This window comes from Pedobacter sp. (assembly GCF_041662865.1).
In the GTDB taxonomy this organism is placed as follows: domain Bacteria; phylum Bacteroidota; class Bacteroidia; order Sphingobacteriales; family Sphingobacteriaceae; genus Pedobacter.
Window position 1 is genome coordinate 1 of sequence record NZ_JBAZRL010000013.1, and the last position, 20,470, is coordinate 20,470.

18 protein-coding genes and 1 pseudogene are annotated in these 20,470 nt (G+C 34.4%); 11 read left to right on the plus strand and 8 right to left on the minus strand.

Annotated elements, in window-relative coordinates:
- On the minus strand, window positions 1-1,001 hold a 1,001-nt coding region (locus tag WC622_RS06505), incomplete at its 3' end, for an acyl-CoA carboxylase subunit beta (protein WP_372818419.1).
- A 29-nt stretch (window positions 1,002-1,030) separates the two neighbouring features.
- Window positions 1,031-2,266, minus strand: coding sequence for a porin (locus WC622_RS06510; protein ID WP_372818421.1), 1,236 nt, complete (start codon window positions 2,264-2,266; stop codon window positions 1,031-1,033).
- 198 nt (window positions 2,267-2,464) lie between these two features.
- Between WC622_RS06510 and WC622_RS06515 the strand changes: the two genes are divergently transcribed.
- The 3 genes from WC622_RS06515 (at window position 2,465) to WC622_RS06525 (ending at window position 5,158) form a co-directional block, all read left to right on the plus strand.
- The gene (locus tag WC622_RS06515; protein ID WP_372818423.1) at window positions 2,465-2,803 is read left to right on the plus strand and encodes a hypothetical protein; all 339 of its coding nucleotides are present in this window, start codon (window positions 2,465-2,467) and stop codon (window positions 2,801-2,803) included.
- 86 nt (window positions 2,804-2,889) lie between these two features.
- Complete coding sequence (locus WC622_RS06520) at window positions 2,890-4,494, plus strand: SulP family inorganic anion transporter (protein ID WP_372818425.1); 1,605 nt, start codon at window positions 2,890-2,892, stop codon at window positions 4,492-4,494.
- Between the two features lie 4 nt (window positions 4,495-4,498).
- Entirely contained in the window at window positions 4,499-5,158 is a 660-nt protein-coding gene (locus WC622_RS06525; RefSeq protein WP_372818427.1) for a carbonic anhydrase, read from the plus strand.
- 117 nt (window positions 5,159-5,275) lie between these two features.
- Here the strand turns inward: WC622_RS06525 and pruA are convergent.
- Window positions 5,276-6,907: pseudogene (pruA, locus tag WC622_RS06530) on the minus strand (L-glutamate gamma-semialdehyde dehydrogenase).
- 151 nt (window positions 6,908-7,058) lie between these two features.
- On the opposite strand from pruA, the gene lpxK reads away from it, so the two are divergent.
- The 3 genes from lpxK to WC622_RS06545 all read left to right on the plus strand — a co-directional run bounded on the left by lpxK (window position 7,059) and on the right by WC622_RS06545 (window position 10,889).
- Window positions 7,059-8,111 (plus strand): tetraacyldisaccharide 4'-kinase, encoded by a 1,053-nt coding sequence (lpxK, locus tag WC622_RS06535; protein ID WP_372818429.1) that lies wholly within the window; start codon window positions 7,059-7,061, stop codon window positions 8,109-8,111.
- Complete coding sequence (locus tag WC622_RS06540) at window positions 8,083-8,898, plus strand: purine-nucleoside phosphorylase (RefSeq protein ID WP_372818431.1); 816 nt, start codon at window positions 8,083-8,085, stop codon at window positions 8,896-8,898. The genes lpxK and WC622_RS06540 overlap by 29 nt, the downstream gene beginning before the upstream one ends.
- A 71-nt stretch (window positions 8,899-8,969) precedes the next feature.
- Entirely contained in the window at window positions 8,970-10,889 is a 1,920-nt protein-coding gene (locus WC622_RS06545; protein WP_372818433.1) for a putative porin, read from the plus strand.
- 48 nt (window positions 10,890-10,937) lie between these two features.
- On the opposite strand, the gene WC622_RS06550 is transcribed toward WC622_RS06545, so the two are convergent.
- Window positions 10,938-11,639, minus strand: coding sequence for a porin family protein (locus tag WC622_RS06550; RefSeq protein ID WP_372818434.1), 702 nt, complete (start codon window positions 11,637-11,639; stop codon window positions 10,938-10,940).
- Window positions 11,640-11,853: 214 nt separating this feature from the next.
- Window positions 11,854-13,116: an asparagine synthetase B gene (locus WC622_RS06555; RefSeq protein WP_372818436.1), complete on the minus strand. Its 1,263-nt coding sequence runs from the start codon at window positions 13,114-13,116 to the stop codon at window positions 11,854-11,856.
- Window positions 13,117-13,295: 179 nt separating this feature from the next.
- Here WC622_RS06555 and WC622_RS06560 point away from each other — a divergent pair, with 179 nt between their 5' ends.
- Window positions 13,296-13,754, plus strand: coding sequence for a peptidylprolyl isomerase (locus WC622_RS06560; RefSeq protein WP_372818438.1), 459 nt, complete (start codon window positions 13,296-13,298; stop codon window positions 13,752-13,754).
- A 14-nt stretch (window positions 13,755-13,768) separates the two neighbouring features.
- Entirely contained in the window at window positions 13,769-14,311 is a 543-nt protein-coding gene (locus WC622_RS06565) for a DUF5606 domain-containing protein (protein ID WP_372818440.1), read from the plus strand.
- A gap of 238 nt (window positions 14,312-14,549) precedes the next feature.
- Here the strand turns inward: WC622_RS06565 and WC622_RS06570 are convergent, their stop codons facing one another.
- The 3 genes from WC622_RS06570 to WC622_RS06580 are packed head-to-tail and all read right to left on the minus strand — an operon-like array spanning window position 14,550 to window position 18,303.
- Window positions 14,550-15,272 (minus strand): tetratricopeptide repeat protein, encoded by a 723-nt coding sequence (locus WC622_RS06570; protein ID WP_372818442.1) that lies wholly within the window; start codon window positions 15,270-15,272, stop codon window positions 14,550-14,552.
- Window positions 15,265-15,738, minus strand: coding sequence for a 23S rRNA (pseudouridine(1915)-N(3))-methyltransferase RlmH (gene rlmH, locus WC622_RS06575; RefSeq protein ID WP_372818443.1), 474 nt, complete (start codon window positions 15,736-15,738; stop codon window positions 15,265-15,267). Before rlmH ends, WC622_RS06570 begins: the two co-directional genes overlap by 8 nt.
- 30 nt (window positions 15,739-15,768) lie before the next feature.
- Window positions 15,769-18,303, minus strand: a complete 2,535-nt coding sequence (locus WC622_RS06580; protein WP_372818444.1) for a PKD domain-containing protein — start codon at window positions 18,301-18,303, stop codon at window positions 15,769-15,771.
- A gap of 103 nt (window positions 18,304-18,406) precedes the next feature.
- Here WC622_RS06580 and WC622_RS06585 point away from each other — a divergent pair, with 103 nt between their 5' ends.
- Genes WC622_RS06585 through WC622_RS06595 form a run of 3 tightly spaced genes read left to right on the plus strand, consistent with a single transcriptional unit; the run spans window position 18,407 to window position 20,433 of the window.
- Window positions 18,407-19,750 carry a GH1 family beta-glucosidase gene (locus WC622_RS06585; RefSeq protein WP_372818446.1) on the plus strand — a complete coding sequence of 448 codons (1,344 nt, stop codon included), beginning with the start codon at window positions 18,407-18,409 and terminating at the stop codon, window positions 19,748-19,750.
- 20 nt (window positions 19,751-19,770) lie between these two features.
- Window positions 19,771-20,004, plus strand: coding sequence for a hypothetical protein (locus tag WC622_RS06590; RefSeq protein WP_372818447.1), 234 nt, complete (start codon window positions 19,771-19,773; stop codon window positions 20,002-20,004).
- A gap of 9 nt (window positions 20,005-20,013) precedes the next feature.
- Window positions 20,014-20,433, plus strand: a complete 420-nt coding sequence (locus tag WC622_RS06595; RefSeq protein WP_372818448.1) for a DUF2007 domain-containing protein — start codon at window positions 20,014-20,016, stop codon at window positions 20,431-20,433.
- The last annotated feature ends 37 nt before the right edge of the window (window positions 20,434-20,470 follow it).

Below are 20,470 nucleotides of genomic sequence, written 5' to 3' on the forward strand. Positions count from 1 at the left end.
TTATCTAAAACGCCTGCTAAATAGGCGGGCTGATTTGCTACAATACCTAAACTTCTGCCTGCTAAGCGAGCAAAACCTACCACCATGTTTTCGGCGTAATCTTTATGTACTTCTAAAAAGCTATCGATATCGGCAACTGCCGAAATGATTTCGCGAACATCATACGGTTGTGAAATATTTTGAGGCAATACTTCATTTAGTGCAGGGCGATTTTCATCAGCAATTTCATAGGGTAAACTTGGTGGAAGTTCTTCGCAATTTTGAGGAACATAACTTAATAGCTTTTTAACATGACTGATGGCATCGAGCTCATTAGCACATGCAAAATGCGTTACTCCAGATTTTGTAGCGTGTGTTGTTGCGCCACCCAATTCTTCAGAACTTACTTCTTCATGCGTAACGGTTTTTACCACGTTTGGCCCAGTTACAAACATATAGGAAGTGTTTTCGACCATTAAAATAAAATCGGTTATAGCGGGTGAATATACTGCACCACCTGCACAAGGCCCCATAATTGCAGATAATTGAGGGATAACACCTGAGGCTTGTACGTTGCGGTAAAAGATATCGGCATAACCACCTAAAGAAACTACACCTTCTTGAATTCGGGCACCACCACTATCGTTTAAACCTATAATTGGAGCGCCGTTTTTCATAGCCATTTCCATTACTTTACAAATTTTCTCTGCGTGAGTTTCTGAGAGTGAACCGCCAAAAACGGTAAAATCTTGAGAGAAAACATAGGTTAGCCGACCGTTGATAGTTCCATAGCCTGTAATTACTCCATCACCAAAATATTTTTCTTGTTCCATTCCAAAATCGGTGCTACGGTGTGTAACTAGCATTCCAATTTCTTCGAATGAACCTTCATCTAGTAAAAAATGAATACGTTCACGTGCAGTTAATTTTCCCTTTTTGTGTTGACTATCTATACGAGTTTGTCCGCCACCTAGGTGTGCAGTTTTTATTTTATCTTGAAGGATTTCAATTTTGTTTTTCATCTCAAAGTATCAATTTTTAAAAATAAACATTACCAACGATATTGCAAACGCGTTGTAAATACATCGTCTTTTAAATCTGTTTGGTATGCTGTTAATGTAGTGCTATTATTAACTACACGCTCATTGTACACTGTAAATTTTAATCTGGCATTTATAGCACAGGTAATTCCGTAACCAAACGTGCTGTATTTAATGTCGCCACCAGTGGTGTTGTTGCCTGCAAAGCCGATGGCGTTTTCTTTAATTTTTGTATTAGGGTCATACACATCATAGGCTAACAAAGCGGTGAATCTGCTTTTCGCGATTTGCTGAGTAAGCCAGAAATAATATCCATTGAAATGACGGAGATATAAATTAGTTAAAGGTTGTGTTGCAAAACTTTGACTTGCATAAGGACCTGCTAGGCTGGTTGAATTAGCAACACCAGGTTGTGTACCTTGTACATATTCTGTTTTGAAAGTTGTGGTGCCAAAAGTGTTATCGTATTGCAGTTGTAAATTAGCGCCGTAATAATCGCGGTTTAAATTTTTATTTATGTTTTCTGTTTTCACATTAGCTACAAAACCATTGCCATTGTTAGTAAAATAGGTATCGGTATTGCTGCGGACTGTTCCTTTGTAAACTGATGCTCCAAAACCTATGTGTAGTTTTCTATTTGCTAAACTATCGAACTTGAAATTTAAACTAGCTACAATATCTTTTCTAGAATCGTAATCTTTAGCCGAAAGTCCGCTACCGTTTACAAGCGCAATATCTGCCGTTAAAAACTTGAGTATTTTTTTAGAATTAAACGTAAGCATTGCACCTAAATCTCTTTCTCTTGGCATTAGCGTTTGAAACACTCTTGCACGTTCTGGAAAATCTCTGTAGCCAGATGAGTACACAATAGAATATCCAAAAGGGCGATTGAATAAGCCGGCAGTTAGGATTAATTCTGGTATTTCTGGAGTGTGCAATTGAATAAAGGCATCCATTAAATTTACACCGTTTTGTGTTGCATCTATTTGAAAAACAATGTTGGAGAATTTATCAACTCTATCGATTTTTAACCTACCTCTACGTATCATAAAACGGCTATCGCTGTTGGCAGAAAAATCTCCACCAGAAAAAGATGTAATTCCGCCAGATTGTGCTTTTTGATACTGTGTTTGTAGATAACCAGTTATTTTTATGTCGTGCAAATCATAAGATGATGGTGCATTATTGCTTTGTGCTAACGTTAAAAACGGACAAAAGAGGAGTAAAGAGAGTAGAGTTTTTCTCATGAAAATCAACGTTGTTTTAAGGCGGTTAAATTACGGTTAATCCACTGTTTTTCTGCACAGATTTAAAACTTTTAAGCATGGTTACTATTTCTTCCAGTATAAAAACCTAGTATTAAATTACATTTTAATTACTATTTTATTTGATGATTTGCATGTTTTGGAGCTATTTTTGGAGAAATCTGGAAAATTAACTGATTTATGTTTTTAAGAAAATACCGTGTACTTATTGTGCTAGCCTTTATGGGCATCTTTACTGCGAAGATGGTAATTTCTGGAGCACCTGTATTTTTCGCTCATTTTGATAAATACTTTATGAATGCTGTGATTATGCAGCTGGAAGCAGAAAATCATGGCGATGATGCTGGTAAAGCAAATGTTAAATTCGCAGATCACAAGTTAATGTTTCAACGTTACGATTTAACTTACGTGCCAGTTTTAATAGACTATGGTGTTAGCAATAGTTTTATTGAACATTCTCGGCGCTACGTAGATCCTTATCACCCTTCGGTTCCAACACCGCCTCCTAACTTTTCATAATTTTTATTTTCATCGGTTTTACATGCAAAATATTTTTTCGCATGGCGATGGTATGTATTAAAATTATTAAAATTTAATAGGTTTTTATGGAAAATAGAAATTCGACCTTCTCTAGGTTCGAAGTAAAAAAATATATCTTAAAAAAGAATTTAAAGAAAGACTTGCCATCGAGTGTGGTTGTCTTTTTAGTAGCACTGCCTCTGTGTTTAGGTATTGCTTTAGCCTCCGGTGCGCCATTATTTGCTGGTTTAATTGCTGGTATTGTAGGTGGTGTAGTTGTTGGTTTGTTAAGTGGATCTCAATTAAGTGTTAGTGGCCCTGCTGCAGGGTTAACTGCTATTGTTTTAGGTGCAATTGCTAGTTTAGGTAACTATCAGACATTTCTGCTTGCGTTGGTTTTGGCAGGAGTTTTTCAATTGGTGCTCGGTCTTATTAAGGCCGGCACCATTGGAAATTATTTTCCTTCAAGTGTTATTACGGGAATGCTAGCCGGAATTGGTTTATTGCTTATTCGTAAGCAGCTTTCTCATGCTGTTGGATATGACAAGGATTATTTTCTAGATGAAAGCATTAGCCAAAAAGGTGCAGAGAATGCAATGTCGGCTATCGGAAACGCCTTAAATGCAATAAGCGTAACTGCAACTGTAATAAGTGTAGTATCAATACTTATACTCGTTTATTGGCCAAAAATCAAAAAGTTAAATGTAGTACCAGCACCCTTCGTTGTGGTTGCCTTGGGAATTACTTTAGCTATTGTATCTAAAAACACTAACTATGCTCTTACTCAAGAACACATGGTAAATATTCCAATGTTTAGTGGTTGGGAAGAATTTAAGGGCTTATTTACTACCCCAGATTTTGCGGCAATTGGCCGATGGGATGTTTGGATTGTTGCTGCCACAATTGCGGTTGTAGCAAGTTTAGAAACCTTACTAGGGATAGAGGCGGTAGATAAAATGGATCCAATTAAACGTGTAACGCCAACTAACCGTGAACTTATAGCTCAAGGTCTTGGTAATATCACGAGTGGTATGCTTGGTGGTTTACCAATGACATCTGTAATTGTAAGGAGTTCTGCAAACGTAAATGCTGGGGCAAGAACAAAAATGTCGGCTGTATTTCATGGATTGTTATTGCTTTTATCACTTATCCTAATTCCTGGCATCATTAACATGATTCCTTTAGCTTGTTTAGCTGCTATTTTATTGTTTACAGGTTACAAGCTAACGAAAATCTCTTTATTTAAGGATATGTATCAAAAAGGTTGGGACCAATTTATTCCGTTTTTAGTTACTGTGCTAGCAGTGGTTTTAACCGATTTATTAAAAGGGGTTGCAATTGGTATGGCATTTTCTATCTTCTATTTATTACGTACGAATATGCGTAATCCTTTCTTTTATAAAGTTCAAGAAGAAGGCAATAAAAAGAACATTAGAATTAAGCTTGCAGAAGAGGTATCATTTTTAAATAAAGCGGCAATTCAGGTATTATTAACAGGAATACCAAAAGAAACAAATGTAATTATAGATGGTTCTAACGCTAGGTATATAGACCCAGATGTATTAGAAACTATTTTTAATTACAAGCATAATGCATATACTAAAGGCATTATTGTAACTTTGGAGCATATTAAAAGCCATTATGTTGTGCCAAAGTTGAATACGAAGATTGTAGAAAAAATTAATTATTAAAATTATGTGCGCAAAAACAATAGAAACAAAAGATATAACATACAATAGCCTTTTGCAAGGCAATTCAGATTGGGTTGAAGATATGATTAAGACAGACCCAACTTATTTCGATAAATTATCTGCTGGACAAAATCCACCAGTTTTATGGATAGGATGTTCTGATAGTAGGGTCCCTGCAAATCAAATTACGAATACTTTGCCTGGTGATATATTTGTACACAGAAACATAGCCAATGTGGTAGTACATACCGACATGAATATGTTAAGTGTACTTGATTATTCGGTTAATGTGTTAAAAGTAAAACATGTAATTGTTTGCGGCCATTATGGTTGCGGTGGTGTAAATGCTGCTCTAGGGAACAAACAAGTTGGTATCATCGATAATTGGTTAAGAAATATTAGAGATGTGTATCGCATGCATGAGAGAGAAATGTCTACCATAAAAGATCCAGAACAAAGATCTAACAGAATGGTAGAATTAAATGCCATTGAAGGTGCAGCTAATGTAATGAATACTTCAATCGTACAAAATGCTTGGGCTAACGGTCAAGAACTTTCCATTCATGCATGGGTTTATAGCTTAAAAACAGGAAAAATTAAAGATTTAAAAGTAAGCAGTCATAGTCTTGATGATGTTTCACCAGCTTTTAAAGTAGGTCTTTAAGTAAATGAGTGAAATGGAAAATCCCAAGCTTAGGTTTGGGATTTTTTGTTTCAAAAATCATAATGCATAAAAAACCCGCAACAGTTAATGTTGCGGGTTTTTCTATTATAAAATTAATTACTCAGCTAAAAAAGGGTAACGATAATCTTTAGGTGGATCAAATGTTTCTTTAATTGTTCTTGGAGAAACCCAACGCAATAAATTAATCATAGAGCCAGCTTTATCATTTGTACCGCTTCCTCTTGCACCACCAAATGGTTGTTGGCCAACTACAGCGCCAGTACACTTATCATTAATGTAAAAATTACCAGCAGCATTACGTAAACGGTGAGTAGCTTTTTCTAATGCATATCTATCTTGACCAATTACTGCGCCAGTTAAGGCATAAATAGAAGTGCTATCGATAATGTCTAATGTTTTATCAAAGTCTTTATCATCATATACAAATACGGTTAAAACTGGACCGAATAACTCTTCGCACATGGTTGTATATTTAGGATCATCAACCACTAAAACAGTTGGTTCAATGAAATAACCTTTGCTGTTATCGTAATTTCCGCCAGCAATAATTTCTACACCTTTATCTTTTTTAGCCGCATCAATATATTTAGCTAAACTGTTAAATGATTTCTCATCGATAACCGCATTAATGAAATTGCTGAAATCTTCTGTTCCGCCCATTTTGAAAGTAGCCAAATCGCGAAGCATAAATTTCTTAACTTCTGGCCAAACACTTTTAGCAATGTAAACTCTACTTGCAGCAGAGCATTTTTGTCCTTGATATTCGAAAGCACCACGAATAATTGCTGTGCTAGAAACTTACGCATCTGCAGAACCGTGAATTAAGATAAAATCTTTACCACCTGTTTCACCAACAATTCTTGGATAGGTTTTAAATTTATGAATGTTGTTTCCAATCGTTTTCCAAATATCTTGAAATACTCCTGTAGAACCTGTAAAGTGAATTCCAGCAAAATCTGGGTGAGAGAAAATTACATCTCCAGCATCAGGACCAGAAACATAGACTAAATTAATAACGCCATCAGGTAATCCCGCTTCGCGGAAAATTTGCATTAACACATTAGCTGCAAAAATTTGTGTATTTGCTGGTTTCCAAACCACAACATTACCCATCATTGCTACCGAAGTAGGTAAATTTCCTGCAATTGCAGTAAAGTTAAATGGAGTTAAAGCAAATACAAATCCTTCTAACGGACGTTGCTCTAATCTATTCCAGCTACCACGAGGAGAAACTGGGGGTTGTTGTTTGTAAATTTCAGACATATAACTCACGTTGAAACGTAAGAAATCAATCAATTCACAAGCTGAATCAATTTCTGCCTGGTATGCATTTTTGCTTTGCCCCAACATCGTTGCAGCATTTAATTTATAACGGTAAGGACCAGCAATTAAATCTGCCGCTTTTAAGAATATGGCAGCTCTATGTTCCCAAGCTAAGTTTTCCCAATCCGCTTTTGCAGCTAAAGCAGCATCAATTGCCATAGTTACATGGTTTTTGTTCCCCTTGCTATAATTAGCTAAAACATGTTGATGATCGTGAGGAGGAGTAATTTTTCCTTTTTCTTCGGTAAAAACTTCTTCTCCGCCAATATACATTGGAATTTCAATCACTTTTGAGCGACTATCAGCCAATGCTTCTTTTAATAATTCGCGTTCTTTGCTTCCTGGTGCATAACCCAAAATGGTCTCGTTAACAGGTGCTGGTACGTTAAAAAATCCTTTAAGCATAAATTAAATTCTTGTTTGCACAAAGATAGGTTTTTTGGCTAAAGCCTATGTGTGTTGCATGTCAAAAATATTAACCGTAAATAGACCGATTTTGCATAAAAATAAAGTGTTGCTGTTGTTTTTTAAATTATCCCTATTTTTGAAATCGAACATGATAAACTACTTACGCCTTTTACTTTTTCCATTTGCTATACTATATGGTTTTGTGATCCTGTTAAGGAATAAACTATACGATTGGGGAATTTTCAAATCTACCAAGTTCGATTTGCCAGTTATTTGTATAGGCAATTTAGTAGTGGGTGGCTCTGGTAAAACTCCTACAACAGAATATATAGTTAGGCTATTGACAGATTATAAAATTGCAATCTTAAGTAGGGGATATGGACGGGAAACAAAAGGGTTTTTTCTGGCGGACAAAAATTCTACAGCAAAAACCATAGGCGATGAACCGATGCAATACTTTCAAAAATTTCCAACTATTACAGTGGCAGTTTGCGAGGATAGAGTGAAGGGAATTAATTTATTGAAAGATACTCACCATGTGATTTTATTGGATGATGCATATCAACATAGAGCGGTAAAAGCTGGGTTTAACATTTTGCTTTTTGAGTTTGATAAATTAATGAAAATGCAATTTCTTCTCCCAATGGGGAATTTAAGAGAGCCTTTACGTAATTACAATAGAGCAAATGCGGTGCTAATTACTAAAAGTCCAAATCCTGTAAATATGGTTGATCAAGTTGAGGTGAGAAGAAAAATTGATACTAACCTAAATCAACGAATTTCATTTTCATCCATTAAGTATGGAGAATTGACACATTTATTTACAAAGGAAATTAAACATGATATTACTTCTTTTGAGATTTTTTTACTGACGGGAATTGCAAATCCAAAACCATTATTAGTGTATTTAAATCAATTTTCGGAGCATATTCATTCATTTGAATACCCAGATCACCATGATTTTAGCCAACAAGATATTAATGATCTCATAAAGGCGTTTAATGAACATCCTGCTAAAGAAAAAATTATAATTACAACAGAAAAGGATAGCCAACGTTTATTAGGTGATAATTTAACAGATTTACTGTTAAATTTGCCAATATACTACCTGCCAATTGAAATAGAATTGGCCCCAAAAGATAAATTTACCTTTGATAAAAATATACTAGATTATGTTGCAAGTACTAAAAGAATCAGTTGAATACCTAAAAAATAAAATAGGGGAATTTGAACCCGAAATAGGAATTGTTTTAGGAACAGGCCTTGGCGGTTTGGTGAAAGATATTGAGGTTGTTCACAGCATAATGTACTCTAGTATTCCTAATTTTCCAATTTCTACGTTAGAATTTCACTCTGGGAAATTAATTTTCGGAACCCTAAAGGGAAAAAAAGTAGTAGCCATGCAAGGCAGATTGCATTATTACGAAGGTTATTCGATGCAACAAATCACTTTTCCAATTCGGGTGTTAAAAGCATTGGGTATTCTGCACTTGTTTGTTTCAAATGCGGCAGGTTCGTTAAACAAAGACTTTAAAAAAGGCGATTTGATGATTATTAATGATCATATTAATTTGCAACCAGAAAGCCCGCTTCGCGGGATTAATGATTCTGATTTAGGTCCACGTTTTCCAGATATGAGCCAGCCATATAATCGTCAATTAATTGCACAAGGACTAAAAATCGCGGAAGCAGAAAAAATTACTTGCCATCAAGGAGTGTACATTGCAGTAACTGGTCCAAATTTAGAAACTAAAGCAGAATACAAGTATTTAAGAATAATTGGAGGCGATGCTGTAGGGATGAGTACAGTGCCCGAAGTAATTGTAGCAAACCACATGGGCCTACCAGTTTTTGCAATTTCTGTTTTAACTGATGAAGGATTTCCAGAAGAGTTGTTGCCTTTTAGTTTGGAGGAGATTTTAGAAACTGCGGCGCAAGCAGAACCAAAAATGACGCGTATTCTTAGTCAGCTTATCTCTAATTTATAATGCGAAAAATTAGCATATCCATTCTTTTTTGTTGCTTCATTTTATGTTGTACAAATGTATTTGCACAGGATTTGAAAACTAGTGTAACCAAAAATAAAGAATTGGATTCTTTACGAAAAAAAGAAGAAGGTGGTACCGATTCGGTAGTGTTTAGTTCTAAATATATTAGGTATACCACCCATAAACTCACTAAAGATAGCATCCAAACTTTGCCAATAGATACTGGTTTAACAGGCATACAAAACTTTAGTGTGTTGGCTCAACCTCGTCACCCAACAGTTGGTACTGGAGTTATGGGTTTGGCTGCAAGATCTTTATTGTTTGAGCCCTTAAAAACAATTGGATTTGATGCAGGTTTTCATGCTTTAGATTTTTATATTTTAAATCACGAAGACGTTAAATTTTACCAAGCTCGCACACCTTTTACCAGTTTATATTATGTAAATGGATCTGATAAAGAGCAAGTTTTAAAGCTTACACACTCACAAAACATCAAAAGAAACTGGAATTTTGGAGCTAATTTTAATAGAATTGGGGCAAACGGTTTTTATACTCATCAGCGTGGTGATGATTTAAATGCAGCAATCTTTACCTGGTATCAATCTCCCAATAAACGTTATAATTTATGGCTAGATGGCGTATTTAATACATTAAAAGCACAAGAAAACGGGTCAATTGTAAAAGAAAACATTTTTACAGAAAATAGTACAACATTGGTTGATAAACAAGCAGAATCAGTTCGCTTAAATTCTGCAAAACAGCTTTGGCGTAAAAATTCTTTTATGTTAAAGCAAAGTTATTTTGTTGGTCGTATAGATAGTACAGGTAAAAGCACTACACAAAATATTTTACCAACAAATAAAATAACTTATACATTAACCTATACCAATAATTCTTATTCTTTTAAAAAGGATGAAATTGATGCTTATAAAGTTTTACCTAAAGGTGTAGATTCTGTTTTCACGAATGATTCCACAAGCGTAAAACATATTCAAAATGAGTTTATTTATAGCTTTTATTTAAGAGCAAAAGGAAGTTCATTTATTAAAAATGAGTTAAAAGTTGACGTAGGTATTCGACATGATTTTTATGATTATAACCAGTACATTATTCTGAGAGATAAAACCAATTCTTTTAAATATCCAAATACATTCCAAAACATCAGTTTATTAGGTAATTTGGGCTATCGCTTTAGCAATAGAGTGGATTTCAACTTAGATGTACAACAAATTTTTCAAGGGGAAAACACAGGCGATTTCTTATACGAAGCTAAAAGTAACTTGCTTTTAAGTAAAACAGCTGGACGCATTGTTTTAGGTGCTTACTTGCAAAATAAATCTCCTGAAGAAATTTATAATAGATATAATAGTAACCATTACAGTTGGGTTAAAAATTTTGATCGGACTAAAACTGCAAACCTATCTTTTAATTATATAAATGAACGGTTTAATATAGATGCTTCCGCTGCTTATTATTTAGTTTCCAATTATCTTTATTTTATTAAAAATGGAACAAATGGTATAGAACCTACTCAAGAAACTGGTGATATTAACATGCTTAAATTGAGTTTAGGTAAGCGTTTTACTTACAAAACATATCATTTAGATGCGTATGTGGTATATCAAAAAACTGATAGCAAAAACACATTAAGAACGCCGGAAGTGTATACGTTTAACAGTATTTATAAAGAGCAAACCTTTTTCAAAAGATTGAAAACACAAATAGGTTTCGATATTAGATACAATACTCCATTTGTAGCTTCCTCATATTCTCCTGCCGCAAGTCAATTTTATAACGGAGATAACATCACTTTCGGGTCTAAACCAGTTGTGGATGTTTGGGTAAAAGCAGGTTTGCGCAGAGCGAATCTATTCCTTAAATACGATTATGTAAATCAGGGATTATTTAGCAATGGTTTTTATACTGTAAATCGTTATCCAATGCCAGATCGATTATTGAAATTTGGTGTAAGCTGGAATTTCTATGATTAACAAAAAGGCTTCAGATTAACTGAAGCCTTTTTCAATTTAAAGTTTTAACTAGAAGGAATAACCAACCGCAAAACCTATAATTCTGTTTGTCGCTTTATTATTATTGTTTTCACGACTATCTTTAGGAACTAAGTTTGATAGACCTAAGCCATAATTTGCACCAACAGAAAACCCATTGTTTAATCGATATGCTAAACCAAAATTAGCGCCAAAATCTGTACTAGTTAAATTATCGCTAGTCTCATTGCCAAATTTCAGATCATTCTTTTGAGTTCCTAGCTCAGAACCAGGGCCATCAGTAACTTTAACTTTACTTTGGCCATCTATATTGAATCCAACATATGGTCCAGCACTAATTTGTAATGCTCCAGCATTCCCAGTAGGGATACGGAATACGGCGTTTACGGGAACTTCAATAGCCATCAAATTTACAGTTGAGGTACCAGTAATGGTCGTCGCTCCCAAAGGAAATGTGCCTTCTAATTTAGTTCCTTTGTTTTGTAAGGAAATTCCTGGTTGAATAAAGAAATTATTTCCAACTCCAAAATCACCAAAAACGGTAAAGTTGTATCCAACATTATTTTTGGAGAAATCATTTAATGAGCTAACATCGTCGCCAGAGTAATGAATTCGTGATAAATTAACACCCGCTTTAATACCAATTCTAGCATCGTTTCCGGCCATTTTGTTCTGTGCAAAAACTCCACTTGAAATTAAAATAATTGCTCCACTTAATACTAATTTTTTCATCTTCTTTCTTTTAGGTAAATAATTCAATTTAAGTATTGGTATCTACCAGATAGTTCCAAAAGACATGCCAAAGAGTTGGATATCAAATCGATTAAATTATAATTGACTGATTTTTAGTTTATAATGCCGTTCTGTAGTTAAGAATTAATTATAGCTATAACTTATGAAAAGTGTATAGAGAATAGTAATTTTTGAACCAAATTATAATTTCTGTTTAAGTCTTCTGGGGTTTTTTCTTTGCCGCTGGAAATAAAACATTATTCAGAATTAATCGATAACCAGGAGAGTTTGGATGTAAACTTAAATCAGTAGGTGGGTCGTTAACTTGGTGTTGGTAATCTTCCGGGTCATGACCTCCGTAAAAAGTAAATTGTCCCTTACCAATTTCGCCATGCAAATAACGTACTTCATTACCACCTTTATTTTCTCCCAAAACAGTAATGCTAGGTTTTACTAAGCTCTTTCTAAAAGCTGTCGTTTGCCCCATAAAACCTTTAATCACTTTATCATGATCTTGTGTAAGCATAGTTGGAACTAAATCCCATTTTGCAGAGAAATCAAATAAAGTGAAGTAGTCGTTACTTTCTATAAAATTACGGGTTTGCGTAACATCAATATCAGAGAATTCATATCGCTCAGGGTTCATATCAATCTTAAAGTCCTTAAACGCTACACTATTATTATAATTAAGTTTTGATTGAGCGTTTGCATCAGTACCATCGCCATCAAACATGCTTTCTGCAATATCAACCCCTTCTGCTGCAAGCGCAATGTCAAAACTGTCGGTGCCTGAACACATAGCAAAAAGAAATCCGCCGCCAGCACAAAACTCCTTAATCCGTTTTGCAACTGCTAATTTCATTTCAGAAACCTTTTTAAAGCCGTTTCTTTTGGCAGTAGCCTCTTGATTTTTTACATCTTCCCGATACCAGGTTGCATTTCTAAATGAAGCCCAAAACCGTCCGTACTGACCAGTGAAATCTTCATGATGTAAATGCAACCAATCGTAACCTGTTAATTTGTCTTTTAAAACCTCATCGTCATAAATAATATCATAGGGAATTTCGGCGTAAGTCAAAACCAATGTTACCGCATCGTCCCAGGGTAATTTGCTTTTTGGCGAGTAAACGGCAATTTTTGGAGTTTTCTCCAATTTTACCATTTCCATATTTACATCAGGATTATTGATTTCATTTAAAATCGCATTCACTTTTCCATCTGCTAAAATTTCATAAGAAACACCTCTTATTTTACATTCGTCCTCCACAGTTTTTACATATTTCACTAAAAAGCTACCTCCTCTATAATTTAACAGCCAATCTACTTCTGCTTGTTGTTTTATGCTCCAATAGGCAATTCCATAAGCTTTTAAATGGTTTTTCTGATTTTCATCCATATAAATCAATATAGAAGATGCTTTTGCAACAACAGAAAATAGAAGGATGATAAATAAGAAAATATATTTTTTCAGAATCATAATAGGACAAGCTATACGAATGTATATTTTTTGAAGACCATTCTGAAATTATTATGCTGATTAAACGTTAAAATGCAGTATTTCATATAGATTTATAATTTCTTGACAGGATTTATACTGTATTAGTTAGGGCTTTCGTTTCATTTTGCTAAATTTGCTTCCCAACGAAAAATTATACAATGAGCAAAGCAATAATAAAAACTGAAAAAGGCGACATGACGGTTGAGTTCTACGAAAAAGATGCTCCTAAAGCAGTTGCAAATTTTAAAAAGTTAGCCAGCGAAGGCTTTTATGATGGAATCGCATTTCACCGTGTAATTCCTAATTTTGTGGTTCAAGGAGGTTGTCCTAACTCAAAAGATGGTGCAACAGGTATGGCTGGTACTGGTGGCCCTGGTTATAAAATTGATTGTGAATTAGATGGCGAAAACCAATTTCACGATCGTGGTGTATTATCTATGGCTCACGCTGGAAGAAACACTGGAGGATCACAATTTTTCATCTGCCATAGTAGAGCAAATACTGCTCATTTAGACCGTGTACATACCGTTTTTGGTAAGGTGGTAGAAAATGTAGATATTGTTGACGATATTAGACAAGGCGATAAAATTTTATCGATAGAAGTTTTAGAAGATTAGAATCTCAAAAGAATATGAATTTAAGAGGAATTGTAGCCGTATCTGGCAGACCAGGTTTATTTAAACTTGTTGGACAAAATAAAGCAGGCTACGTTTTAGAAAGTTTAGATGCACAAAAACTAAAAATTGTGGCTAATATTTCTACAACAAAATTAGCTTCTTTAGAAGATATTACCATTTATGGTGAGGATGAAGAATTGAAATTGACAGATGTTTTAGCCACTATTGCGGCAACGAAAACCTCAGTGCCAGATGCTAAAGCTGATGGACCAACATTAAAAAAATTCTTTTTAGAAGTTGCACCAGGACATGACCAAGAAAAAGTTTATACTTCTGATATGAAGAAAATTTTAACTTGGTATCACTCATTAAAAGATATGCCTTTATTTACTGAGTCAGCGCCAAGCGCAGAAGTAGAAGGAGCAAAAGCGGATGATAAACTTGATGCGAAACCTAAAGTAACGCCAAAAGCAAAACCATCTAATGCAAAAGCACCAACTGCTAAATCATCAGCGCCAGCTAAAAAGGCAAGCATGACTAGCAAGAAAGGCGTTTAATCGCGTAGCTTTTATAAGTTATATTAAAAACCAGTTTGAAAGAACTGGTTTTTTTAGTTTATCAAATACCATAATATAATCACCATAATTAATGAAACGATTATAGCAATGTTCATGTATTTACGCTCTTTAGAAGTATCAGTTCTAAACTTATATTTTCGTTTATAATCACTAGGTAACATAATAATTTCTCCTTTTTTTAATGATGAAAAATGGAATGTTTTTCCATAAAGCAATCTTATTTGCAATACTTAGCAAGCATTTGTTTAGCTTCTTTGTTGCCTAAAATTACAGCTTTCTTAAAATCTGCACAAGCACCTTCTTTTTGATTAATACTTATCCTTGCCAATCCTCTATTCATATAAGAGTTTTGATTGGAGGGTTTAATCTCCAGTGCCTTAGAGAAATCGGCAATAGCTCCAATAAAGTCTTTTTGATAACCACGTAAAACTCCTCTCTGAAAATAAGGTTCTTCAAAAGTCGGATCTAATTTAATAGCTTTATTGTAATCAACAATTGCTTCTTTAAATTTATTCAAATCTTTATTGGCATTGCCCCTTACTAAATAAGCCGAAGGATAACCATCTTTTATATTGATAGATTTATTGATGTCCGTAATAGCTCCTTTAAAATCTTTTAAAACATATTTGCTCATACCTCTAACGAAATAGAGAATTTCATTCGTAGAATCTATTTTTATCGCTGCAGTGAAATCAGCTATTGCTCCTGTATGATTGTTAAGATCTTTTTTTGTTAAACCCCTGTTAAAATAACTACGCCAATTGGTAGAGTCTATTTGAATAGATTTATTGTAGGCATCAATAGCACCCGCATAATCTTTCTGAGAATACTTATCTACTCCCAAGTTAAAATAATCGATGCTATTAACAGGATTTAGGTTTTGAGCCTTACTATTTATGCAAATAAATAAAGCTAAAACGGTTAGTGGTAATTTAAGCATGATGATAAGGTTCGTTCTTTAAAATTGTAAAAGCTCTATACAATTGTTCTACAAAAAATAACCTCACCATTTGGTGAGAAAATGTCATGTCTGAAAGCGAAATGCTAGTATTGGCACGTTTATATATACTGTCATCAAAACCATATGGGCCGCCAATTATAAAAACTAAGTTTTGCACACTGCCAATCATTTGTTTGTTTAAGTAAGCAGAAAAGGAAATCGAACTATGTTTTTTGCCTTTTTCATCTAATAATACAACCACATCTGTGGGATTTAGATATTTATAGATAAATTCTGCTTCCTTATTTTTTTGCTGTGCTTCGGTTAAATTTTTAGTGTTTTTTAAATCAGGAATAATTAAAATACTAAAGTTGATATAATGCTTTAATCTATTCAAATACTTCTCAATCCCTTCAATCAAGTATTTGTCTTCGGTTTTACCAACAGCTATTAATGTAATTTTCAATGGATAATATTTTGTTTAAAGCTACAAAATTTACCTAATTAAGGTTAATGAGCCAGTATATTTTACATCTTGATTGTAAACGTTTTTTCCAAGAATGATGTAATAATATGTCCCAACTGGAACGTCTTGATTTTGACGTGTTCCTTTCCAGTTTTCATAGATATTATAGGTTTGAAAAATACTTTCTCCATTTCTATTGTATATTAAAAGTTGATATTTTTTGAGATTGAGGACTGTTACCACAAATTCGTCATTTATCCCATCGCCATTTGGAGAAAATGTATTGGGTACAAACAAGGCTGCATCTAGAATTATTAAATCTCCAACCTCTGTAGAATTAGAACAACCTTCATCAGCATATGCAGTCAGTTTAACTTTATATTTGCCACTTTTAATATACGTGTGTTTTGGATTTGCTTCATTGGATGAATTTCCATCTCCAAAATTCCAAAAATAAGAATCTGCATCCTTTGAATTGTTTTTGAAAACGATAGGTAACGGCGTAGTAAATTTAGAGTTAAATAAGGGATCTGTACCGAAAGCTGCCACTGGAACCTTAGCAATAGGAGGAATAGTAATGCTTGCAATATCACTTTCACATTCTCCAATTTGAGTATGAATTCGATATATGCCAGCTAAATTGAAATTTGCTACTGGAATTTCTATGGATGATGTGGTTGCAGTGAAATTATTAGGGCCAGTCCAAAAGTAACGTAAACCCTCACTTTCTGGAATGGATAATCGAATTACATCACCTAAACAGAATGCTTTTTGATTACTGGTAATTACTGGTAATGCAGGTTTAAGTTGAACTTCAATTTGTTTTGTCAAGGTCGAAACACAACCGCTCTCGCTATATACGGTTAAGGTAATTTCATGGATACCATAAGTACTAAAAACGACTTCCCTATTTCCGTTAGGTAAGAGTGTACTGCTAGCATTTGCGCCAAAATTCCAATCAACTGAGGTATAGTTTTTAGAATTGTTGATGAAAGTAAAACTTTGATTAATGGTGCATTTAAAATTTGCCAAAATATCAAACAAAGCTTCGGGCTTTAAATCGATAGATGGAATATTTACTGTAGCTACATCACTCACACAATTACCAACTTTAATAAACAAATGGTAATCCCCTGAATTCTCTGGTCCAGTAATTAAAAGTTCAGGGTTTTGTTGGTTAGAGGTAAACCCATTTGGTCCTGTCCAATGATAGGTTGCATCTTTAACATTTGGTGTTTGTAGAGTAACATTATTGCCAGGACAAAGTTTAATGGTTGAGTAAGTAATGCTTGGTAAACTAGGCTTAACTGCTACATAAAATTTTTCGGTACTTACTACTTCACCACCACCAAATGCAAAAGCTTCTAGCACAACAATCTTTTCTCCTTGAGTACTATATGTTACATTAATTGGACCTTCGTCAGTTGATGTTGCAATGCTTGCTCCTTCGCCAAAAGTCCATTTTAGTGATTTATAATTGGTGGATAGACTGGTAAAATTATAACTCTGTTCTGGTTTGCACTCATCAATAACATCCATTTTAATAACCGATTTCGGTCCAGCAAATTCGGCAGTGCCTTCAAAATCAATATGAAATCCATTATTTCCGCCAGAAAAATTATCAATAATAAGTGCATAATTATTTCCGACAACCATATCCACAAATTTTACTAATCCGTTTTGTGTTTTACCAACTGGGCAACCCGAAGTTTCTGACAAATCAGTTTCTTCAAAACTCATTCCCGTAACATGATAAGCTGGATTGCAATTTACCCCACTGCCAGAGGCACACCTAATGGCATTAGCAGCAGTAATGTTTCCGCAATCACCATTTGGCCCTAAATCATATAAAACCCAATCTATATCGTTGGTTATTACCGTTGGCTCAATCAAAAAAGTAAGAGTTCCGCTTTTAGACACAGTCCATTTGTACCATACCGAATTTGATTCAGTACCCAAACAAGTCCCCGCGGTTTCGTGATTGTTTAAACCTGTTCCGCCTACATTTGTCTGTGTAAAGCTCAATTTATCGTATAACACAGAAGCTGTACTACAATCTTGCCCAGGAACAATTGGAGGAAAATAATTATCTACACAAAGCTTAAAACTGCCTTCGTTGTCGTTTGCTGCACTTACCCTGATGTAGTAAATTTGTCCAATAGTTAAAGCTCCTTTATATAGAGAGGTAACATTGTTAGACGATAACATAGTGCCTGGAATCTCTGTAAAAAAATTAGTTGCTTGGTCAAAAATGTATAGCGCAACAAGGGGATTAAGCATTGTATTTAAACTTGCTCCATTAGTACGCCCACCTATGTTAATATTTACATCAAATTTGGTTGCTGTAAATTTAAACCATACATCTTTACCAATGTTACCACCCCACGATGCGGCGCTGCCATTTACAACGGTTGCATTAATGTTGTTGTAGAATGCATCGTCAGTACAGAACGAATTAGGATTGGCAATATTAATGGCATTCGCTATATTGTCATTAACTGGCATTTGCGCACTCGCATTGATCGAAATGATAAAAAATAACAATAATATATACCATCTCATCATCTAGTAAAAATATAAAAAAAATGTAATTGCTACACAGAATAGCAATTGTTAATATTAACTTAACAGGAATGTTAGACCTTAGCGAGGTTTTAAGCAAATAAATATGCTAACAGCTAAAGATTTTGGAAACGATTTTTTATGGGGTATTGCCACTGCTGCTAGTCAAATTGAAGGAGCAGCAAATACTTATGGAAGGGGAGCATCCATTTGGGATACATTTAGCAAACGAAATGGCAAGATTAAAGGTGGCCATAACGCTGAAATAGCCTGCGACTTTTATCATCATTATCAGGCAGATATTGCGCTAGTTAAAACATTAGGATTTAAAATTTTCCGTTTCTCCATTTCATGGTCGCGTATTTTGCCCGAAGGTAAAGGTTTAATTAATCCAGAGGGAATACAATTTTATCACAGGGTGATAGATGAATGTTTACAGCAAGGAATTATTCCTTATGTTACTTTATACCATTGGGATTTACCCGAAGCTTTAGCTAAAAATGGTGGCTGGACAGCTTTTAGCATTAATGCAGATTTTAATGGGTTTGTGACGTTATGTGCCAAAACCTATGGAGATAAAGTTAAAAACTGGATTGTAATTAATGAACCTTTTGGGTTTACATCTTTAGGATACATGTTAGGTGTTCATGCACCAGGTGAAACAGGATTAACTAATTTCTTTGCTGCTGTAAAGCACACTGCTATTGCGCAAGCAGATGGAGGCAAAATTTTAAGAGCTGAAGTGCCAAAAGCGAATATAGGCACTACATTTTCCTGCTCAGAAATTATTCCTTATACACAAAATGCATCAGACTTATTAGCCGCAAAACGCATAGATTGTATAATGAACCGTTTATTTATCGAACCAACATTGGGTATGGGTTTTCCAACAGCAGGGTGGGATGTGTTGGAGAAATTTGCTGTTAGTCACTCTTTATGGCGTTATAAAGAAAGAATGGCTTTTGATTTTGACTACATTGGATTGCAAAATTATTTTCCTTTGGTGATAAAATATAATGCGTTTATACCTGTAATCCAGGCTTGGGAAGTAAAGGCGAAAAATCGGAAAAAGCCTCATACTGCAATGGGGTGGGAAATTAATGCAGATAGTTTTTATCATATTATTAAACAGTTTGCCGCTTATCCGAAGGTTAAAAACATAATGATTACAGAGAATGGGGCTGCTTTTAACGATAAATTAATTGCAGGAAAAGTACATGATGAAGAACGAATTGCCTATTTTAAATTGTACTTAGCTGCTTTGCTTAAGGCTAAAAATGAAGGCATAAATATTACCGGTTATATGGCTTGGACATTGATGGATAATTTTGAATGGGCCGAAGGATATGACGCTCGTTTTGGTTTAGTATACACTGATTTTAAAACACAAGAGCGAACAATTAAAGACTCTGGCTTATGGTGGAAAGATTTTTTTAAGCGAACTAATTAAAAATAATCTAGCTTTGTAGCATGGAAGATAAAATTGTAGTATATAAAACTTTTGAAAACCCGATGGAAGCAAATATTGTATTAACTCGATTAAAAGACGCAGGGTTTAATTGTTTCTTAACAGGAGAAAATACAGCATTAGTTTATCCAATTTTTGATATTTCTGTAAGCGGTGTTCAACTACACGTTTTTGAAAATGAAGTAGAAGCCATTGATAAGTTACTAGCCGAGGATGAGGCTTTGGATGGATTATAAAACAATAAAATGGAAGACAAAATAATTGTTTATCGCACTTATTATAATCCAATTGAGGCAAGTATTGTAAAAGGTAGACTAGAAGATAGTGATATACCATGTTTTTTAACGGACGAAAATGTTGCGACTATTCAACCTTTATACAATCAGGCAATTGGTGGCGTGAAACTAAATGTTTTTGAAAAGGATGTAAATCGTATTAATGAATTGTTGGCTGAAGAACAAAACAACATTGAAGTTGAAAACGAAGTGCCAACAACAGATAAAATTAGTTGCGATAATTGCGGCTCAGATAATGTAAGCTTTGGTCAAGCCACTAAAAATAGATTTAGTTGGTGGGTTACTATATTGTCTTTTATATTATTTGTGTACCCTTTTAAAGCAAATAACTGTTACCACTGTTATAATTGTGGTCAAGAGTTTAAATAAAAAATCCCGTTTAGATTTTACTAAACGGGATTTTCAT